The following is a 777-nucleotide window of genomic DNA, read 5'->3' on the forward strand; positions in this document are numbered from 1 at the left end:
AAATACAAGCGCTCTCGCCAACGCGACACGTTGTTGCTGCCCGCCAGATAACTGCTTTGGATAACGACTGGCAACGTGCCCCAACTCGACCATGTCCAGTGCGCTCTGTACTTTATTTAGAATGGTTTGATTATCGAGCTTGCGCACTTTTAGAGGAAAAGCGAGATTCTCCGCAATCGTCATGTGAGGAAACAGCGCGTAGTTTTGAAATACCATTCCGATGTCGCGTTTATGTGGCGCGAGATTATTTACTGGAACGCCATCAATGTAAATCTCTCCGCCTGTTGCCGTTTCGAAACCCGCCAGCATCATCAGACACGTTGTTTTGCCTGATCCAGAAGGCCCCAACATGGTGACAAACTCTCCGGGTGCGATGTCTAAGTTGAAGTCTTTAACCACCAAGTTTGCACCGTCGTAGGTTTTCTTAACATGTTGAAAGCTCACATAATCCTTGTTTGCTGTGCTCATGACATCCCTCCGTTCATTTTTGTATAGCGAAAATAAGTAGAGCGCCACAAAGCGCCCTACTCACTAGCTCAATTACAGATTGTATTTTGATAGGTCTAAGCGGGTAGCAAGCGCGTGCTCCACCATCTGGATCACTTGTTGACGCTCCTCACCTTTAAGCAGTTGGCGCGGTGCACGAACTTGCTCTGAACCACGGCCACACACTTGTTCAGCAAGCTTAATGCACTGAACCAGCGTAGGAATGGTGTCGAGGCGCAGCAGCGGTAAGAACCAACGGTAAATTTCTAACGCTTCTGCATAACGGCCTTG

Annotated in this window: 2 protein-coding genes; both read right to left on the reverse strand. The window is 48.5% G+C overall.

Annotation, left to right across the window (positions count from 1 at the left end; genetic code table 11):
* The coding region (locus R7040_RS25940; RefSeq protein ID WP_318097498.1) for an ABC transporter ATP-binding protein at positions 1–468 on the reverse strand (468 nt) is incomplete at its 3' end.
* Positions 469–540: 72 nt separating this feature from the next.
* The coding region (locus R7040_RS25945) for a dihydrodipicolinate synthase family protein (RefSeq protein ID WP_411978207.1) at positions 541–777 on the reverse strand (237 nt) is incomplete at its 5' end.

It is taken from the genome of Vibrio sp. 1069 (genome assembly GCF_033340555.1).